At 66.7% G+C, this 5,872-nt stretch carries 5 protein-coding genes and 1 tRNA gene; 5 read left to right on the top strand and 1 reads right to left on the bottom strand.

What is annotated here, in order from left to right; genetic code table 11:
* Window positions 1–1,781, top strand: a 1,781-nt coding sequence (locus QSG27_RS27255) for a sensor histidine kinase (RefSeq protein ID WP_306711762.1), incomplete at its 5' end; no start/stop codon positions are given.
* Between the two features lie 148 nt (window positions 1,782–1,929).
* Here QSG27_RS27255 and QSG27_RS27250 read toward each other — a convergent pair.
* Entirely contained in the window at window positions 1,930–2,751 is an 822-nt protein-coding gene (locus tag QSG27_RS27250; RefSeq protein WP_306711760.1) for a hypothetical protein, read from the bottom strand.
* A 325-nt stretch (window positions 2,752–3,076) separates the two neighbouring features.
* Between QSG27_RS27250 and QSG27_RS27245 the strand changes: the two genes are divergently transcribed.
* From QSG27_RS27245 to QSG27_RS27230, 4 genes are all read left to right on the top strand, one after another.
* Window positions 3,077–3,152, top strand: a tRNA-Trp gene (locus QSG27_RS27245).
* Window positions 3,153–3,549: 397 nt separating this feature from the next.
* Window positions 3,550–4,344, top strand: coding sequence for an RNA polymerase sigma factor (locus QSG27_RS27240; protein ID WP_306711759.1), 795 nt, complete (start codon window positions 3,550–3,552; stop codon window positions 4,342–4,344).
* Window positions 4,345–4,418: 74 nt separating this feature from the next.
* The gene (locus tag QSG27_RS27235; protein WP_306711757.1) at window positions 4,419–5,483 is read left to right on the top strand and encodes a patatin-like phospholipase family protein; all 1,065 of its coding nucleotides are present in this window, start codon (window positions 4,419–4,421) and stop codon (window positions 5,481–5,483) included.
* Window positions 5,480–5,872: alanine racemase (locus QSG27_RS27230; RefSeq protein ID WP_306711756.1), on the top strand; the 393-nt coding region annotated here is incomplete at its 3' end. The genes QSG27_RS27235 and QSG27_RS27230, both read left to right, overlap by 4 nt.

Genomic DNA, 5,872 nt, shown 5'->3' with positions numbered 1-5,872 from the left:
TGCTCACCATTCACGACCAGGTCCGGGAACTGCTGGGCCGGGCCGGGGACGCCGCCCTGCGCTACGCCGGCGCCATCGGGGCGGCGGAGGAGGCCGGCTTCCACCACGACCTCGCCACCGTGCACGAGCGGGCGGCGCTGTTCCACGACGAGCAGGGGCACGCCGCCCCGGCCCTGTTCCACCGGACGCAGGCGCGTGACCTTTACCGGCGCTGGGAAGCCTGGGCCAAGGCCGCGGACCTGGAGCGCCGCCATCCCGCGCTGGCCCCGCCGCCCGACCCGCCCCGCTTCCGCCCGTCGGAGCGCCTGTCCTCGTCGTCGTCCGGCCGCCTCGCCGCCGGGGCGCTGGACATCGAGGCGGTGCTGAAGGCCGCGCAGGCGATTTCCGGAGAGATCCGGCGCGACGGGCTGGTGGACCGGCTGCTGCGCACCGTGTTCGAGGCCGCCGGGGCGGAGCGCGGGCATCTGCTGCTGGCCGATGCGGACGGGCGGCTGGTGCCGGCGGCGGAGGGCGACATGCGGGCCGGTGTCTTCCGCGCCCTGCCCACACCGGACACCGCGGCGGCGAGGGAGGACGGCCCGCCCCCGGTGCCCGCCGCCGTGGCCGCCTACACCGCCCGCCTGAACGCCCCGCTGGTGCTGGACGACGCCGCCGCCGACCCGCGCTTCGCCGACGATCCCACCATCCGCGCCCGCCGTCCGCGATCGGTGCTGTGCCTGCCGCTGGTCCGGCAGGGGGTGCTGATCGGTCTGCTCTATCTGGAGAACAACCTCGTCACCGGGGCCTTCGTGGACCAGCGGGTGGAGGTGCCGTGCCTGCTCGCCGCGCAGATCGCCATTTCGCTGGAGAACGCCCGGCTCTACGACGAGTTGGCGGCCTTCAACCGCAGCCTGGAAGCCCAGGTGGCCGAACGCACCCGTGCGCTGGACGGCCAATCGAGCCTGCTGCGCCGGACCCTGGAGGAGGTCAGCGAGGCCCACGCCCGCCTGCAGGAGACGCAGAGGCAGCTCGTCCAGGCCGAGAAGATGGCCGCGTTGGGCGAGCTGGTGGCCGGAGTCTCGCATGAGATCAACACGCCGCTGGGGGTCGCGCTGACCGCCGCCTCCCACCTGTCGGACGAGACGGCCCGAATCGTCGCCCGCTTCGAGGCCGGCGGCCTGCGGCGGGCGGAGTTCCAGGGCTATGCGGAGGCCGCCGTGGAGTCCACCGGCCTGCTGATGGCGAATCTCGGCCGCGCCGCCGATCTGGTCCGCGGCTTCAAGCAGGTCGCGGTGGACCAGACCAGCGGAGAGCGCCGCGTGTTCGAGCTGGATTCCTGGCTCGACGCCCTGGTGCTCAGCCTGCGGCCCATGTGGCACCGGGCGAAGCACGAGGTGAGCGTGACGGGAGCCGCGGGCATCGTGCTGGACAGCCATCCGGGGGCGCTGGCGCAGGTCCTGACGAACCTGATTTCCAACGCGCTGGTGCACGGGCTTGGGCCGGAGCGGGCCGGGCGCATCGCCATCGCGGTCACCCAGCCGGACCCGGACAGCGTGGAGATCGCCGTCGCCGACGACGGGCGGGGGATCGCGCCGGACGCGCTGCCCTTCATCTTCGATCCCTTCTTCACCACCCGCCGGTCCCAGGGAAGCACCGGGCTGGGGCTGCACATCGTCTACAATCTGGTGACCCAGGCGCTGGGCGGCAGCGTCACGGCGGCCTCCCCGCCGGGCGGGGGCGCGCGCTTCACGCTGCGCATCCCGAAGGTCGCGCCCGAGGCCCCGCCATCGCCTCCGGCGTGACGGGCGGCGTGATGGCGGAGCGGATGGCCGATGCGGTGCGGCTATTTGCCGCCGACCGCCCGAAGGCTCCGCCGGGAGAACCGGCCCGGAGGTTCCGTTTCCGATTTTCTACGATGGCGGAAGGCCGGTCCCGCCTGTGTTGCCGCCCTCACCCATCGAGCGCCGCTTCCAGAATCCGGCTCATCGGGTCCTGGCGGAGGATGTCATAAGCCCGATCGCCGTCCGCCAGGACATCCCCGGACCGGACATAGTCGCAGCACCAGTCGATCAACTCGGCGTCGCCATGCCGGACCATGGCCGTGGCCAGATAACCGTCCGGATCTTCCGCGGAATCGGAAACGCAGGGAATTGCGTTGTTGGCGAGAAAGACGACGCGCTGCGGGCTGACATGCGAGGAGTGGTTGATGTTGATGTTGATCTTCGCCATGCCGATGAGGGAATTGCGCACCAGCGCCGGCCTGCTGTTGGATGCCCCCGTCAGAAGATGAACGTGAAGCCCGCGATCGGCGAGGTCCTGAAGAATGCGCGTCCGCCGGGACCGGCCCTCGACATCGCCGAAAAAGAACACGTCTATAGGATGAGCCTTCGGCCTTCTGATTTCGGCGACGCCATCGCTGAAGCCGTATTTCGCATAAACGGCCTTTCCGCCCAGATTCCGATATCTGTCGATGTCCTGCTTGAAAAGGCAGAAAATATGCTGCGCTCCCTGCACGAAGCGATGGAAAACCGCCGGGTTCCCGCTCGCGTCGTCGAGGCGGTGATGCTTGAACCCGTCAAAGGTTTCCACCCCAATGAAGCCGTACGGAATTCTGTTGGATAAAAGATAGGTGACGACCTCTTCCGCCCGGAAAACCTTCGGAGGCAGCAAAATGTTGTAAGCCCCCGTGTCGATGCTGTTTTCCGATACCTTCACGATGTGCCCAAGCTCGGAAAGGGCATGGTAAAATAGAGAAATTGTATTTTCGTACATATTGTACTCTTCACCAAACAAAGATATGTTAAAATACATTTGAAAATCCCCTGTTTACTTCCTTGGAAAGGCATTCGATCGGGAGCAAGGCGTCGCACCCACTGTGTCACAATGGGCATGGCCATGGAATTTCGGGCCTTTATCCCCTATGGGCCGCGCCGATGACCATAATGGAATCCACTGCCGCTGACCTCTCCTTTTTTGGGCCGCCGGTCCGCAGGCACGCACGGCGAACCGAACGACGGCTGCGTCGCCGCTGATCATTTTCCGCTGGTGTGCGGTCCCGAAATCGCCTAAAAGCGGCTTCCCGCTGCAAGGCGGCGACAGGAGTGTAGCTCAATTGGTAGAGCACCGGTCTCCAAAACCGGGGGTTGGGGGTTCGAGCCCCTCCACTCCTGCCATCCGGCACACGATCCGGATGGCTCCGCGCACAATCGCGCAGATTCCCTAAAATATAGAATTTCGGAAACATTCGCCGGGACTGGAATCGAGAATTCCGCTCCCGCGCTTACTACATCCTTGTTCCCGCGGCGGTGAGCCCCTCAGGCCACGCGGCATTATTATCGTTTTCTTGACTACGCATAGAATCGACGCTCCCGCTTGCGGGCGCGTAGCCATGCCTTGATTATCACGACATAGTGTGGTTGCGGTTGGGTAGGCTTTTTTTCAGATAATCTCATGCGAAATACATAGGTATTTCGAAAAAAAGTATATCCGGTTCGTTCACGCATAGAACTTGGCGAGCGTCCCTTGAGCAAAACGCGCAAGGGACGTCATATGCAGCAAAGAGCGCAACCTTTGGGGGATGCCCCCACCGGAACGGCGTTGGACCGGCAGCGGGAACCGAAACGCCCCTGGCCCTCCCTGTCGATGGCCGGATCGGCCCGACTCCTCTCCCGCACCGGCGAGGATCTCCACGAACTGGACGATTCCGGACTCCTGGAGCGGATCGCGACCGGGGATCGGACCGCCTTCTGGGTCTTCTGGTGCCGCCATTACACCGACCTGTTTTGGACATATCACAGGTTGTGCAAAGGAAACCGACAGGAAATCCATGACTGTCTGAGCGGCCTCTGCATCAATCTGTCGGAGGTCCTGCCGCTCTACGCGCGTTCCATCATCAAGACGCGCACCTGGCTGCGGCGCACCGCCATCAACCACTTCATCGACCGGCACCGCGCCCACCAGCGCCATCCCGTCCTGGTCGGCTCCCTCGTCGAGATCGCCTCCATCGCCGACGGCTCCAGCGGGCGGGACGCCATGGATCCGGAACGCACCAACGCCGACCGTGCCCTGCTGGTCAAGGTTCTGGAGTCGCTGGACGGCATCCGGGACGAGCGGATGCGCCAAGCCGCCCGCATGCGCTTCATCGAGGAGCAGCCCTACGCGGACATCGCCGCGGAGCTGGCCATCTCCGAGGAGCTGGCGCGCAAGTGGATCCAGCAGATCCGCAACTATCTGCGCAGCGCCGTCCCCGACCACCGCGACCTTCTGGCGAAGCCGCCGCCCGACACCCCCCAGGCGCGCCGGCCCACCAAGCACGGCGTGCTGACCAGGACGCGCCCGCCCAAGGCGATGAAGCCCGCGCTCTGACCTGCGCCGCGCACCCGAGCGCGCCCCTTCCCAACCCGCCGACCTTTCCAAAGAGCCAACAACCGGAGCCATCCATGCCCGACCAGACCATGCCCGCCCCCGCCGTCCAGCCCGCAACCCGCAAGAGCGCCAAACCGATCAGCCTCGCGCTCCAGGGGGGCGGCGCGCACGGCTCCTTCACCTGGGGGGTGATCGACCGCATCCTGGAGGACGGGCGCCTGACCATCGACGGCATCGTCGGGACCAGCGCCGGCGCCATGAACTGCGCCGTCACCGCCTATGGCCTGACCATCGGCGGCCACGAAGGCGCGCGGTCCAAGCTGCGCGAATTCTGGCGCCGCATCTCCGACGAGGCGAAGAAGGGTCCGCTCCAGCCGACCCCGCTCGACAAGATGTTCAGCAAGGGGAACATGGACTTCTCCCCGCTCTGGCAGATGTTCGACGCGCTGTCGCGCATGATGTCGCCGTACGAGCTGAACCCGATGAACATGAACCCGCTGCGCGACGTGCTGTCGGACGTGGTGGACTTCAAGCGGCTGCGCAAGGCGCCGGCCTGCAAGACCTTCATCGCGGCGACCGACGTCTGCGCCGGCCGGCTGAAGGTGTTCGGCCCGAAGGACATCTCGGTGGACGCGGTGCTCGCCTCGGCCTGCCTGCCCTTCCTGTTCCAGGCGGTGCAGGTCGGCAACGCCTTCTACTGGGACGGCGGCTATTCCGGCAACCCGCCGCTGTTCCCGCTGATCGAGCAGTGCGACAGCCGCGACATCCTGATCGTGCAGATCAACCCGGTCCGCGTCCCCGTGCCGCCGCGCACCGCCCGCGAGATCATGGACCGCGTGAACACGCTGAGCTTCAACTCCAGCATGATGCGCGAGCTGCGCGTGGTGGATTTCGTCTCCAAGCTGATCGACTCCGGCGAACTCAGCCCCGAGAAGCACAAGAAGATGCACATCCACACCGTCGATGCGGAAGAGGTGGTGGAGAAGCTGGGCGTCACCAGCAAGCTGAACGCCGACTGGGACTTCCTGATGTACATGTTCGAAACGGGCCGTCACAAGGCCGACGAGTTCCTGGACCATCACTTCGACAAGATCGGCAAGGAATCCTCGACCGACATCAGCGCGAAGTTCCTTGCATGACGGGAACGCGGACAGGCCGGCGGGGCAGCACCACCGCCTGGGCGGACATCGATCTGCACGCCCTTGGCCGGAACCTGGAACGGCTGCGCCGCAGCCTTCCCTCCGGTCAGGCCGTCTTCGGCGTGGTCAAGGCGGACGCCTACGGCCACGGGGCCGGGCCGGTGGGGCGGGCGCTCCAGCGGTTCGGGATCGACGGGCTGGCGGTGGCCGACATGGGGGAGGGCATCACCCTGCGGCGGGCCGGCGTGACGGCCCCCGTCCTGGTCATCGACCCGCCGCTGCCCAGCCAGCTCCGGCTGCCCGCCCTTCACCGGCTGAGCGCCACCGTCACCAGCGTGGCGGAGGCGCGGGCGCTCGCCGCCGCGGCCAGCCGCGCCGGACGGACGGTG

Origin of the sequence: Azospirillum isscasi, assembly GCF_030849505.1 — a bacterium.
In the GTDB taxonomy this organism is placed as follows: domain Bacteria; phylum Pseudomonadota; class Alphaproteobacteria; order Azospirillales; family Azospirillaceae; genus Azospirillum; species Azospirillum isscasi.
The sequence above is the reverse complement of the archived record's forward strand: the minus strand, read 5'-3'. Positions and strand labels throughout refer to the sequence as shown.

Coding starts and splice junctions, on each gene's coding strand:
- QSG27_RS27250 (WP_306711760.1), bottom strand. CDS start 2,751: ATGTACGAAAATACAATTTCTCTATTTTACCATGCCCTTTCCGAGCTT.
- QSG27_RS27235 (WP_306711757.1), top strand. CDS start 4,419: ATGCCCGACCAGACCATGCCCGCCCCCGCCGTCCAGCCCGCAACCCGC.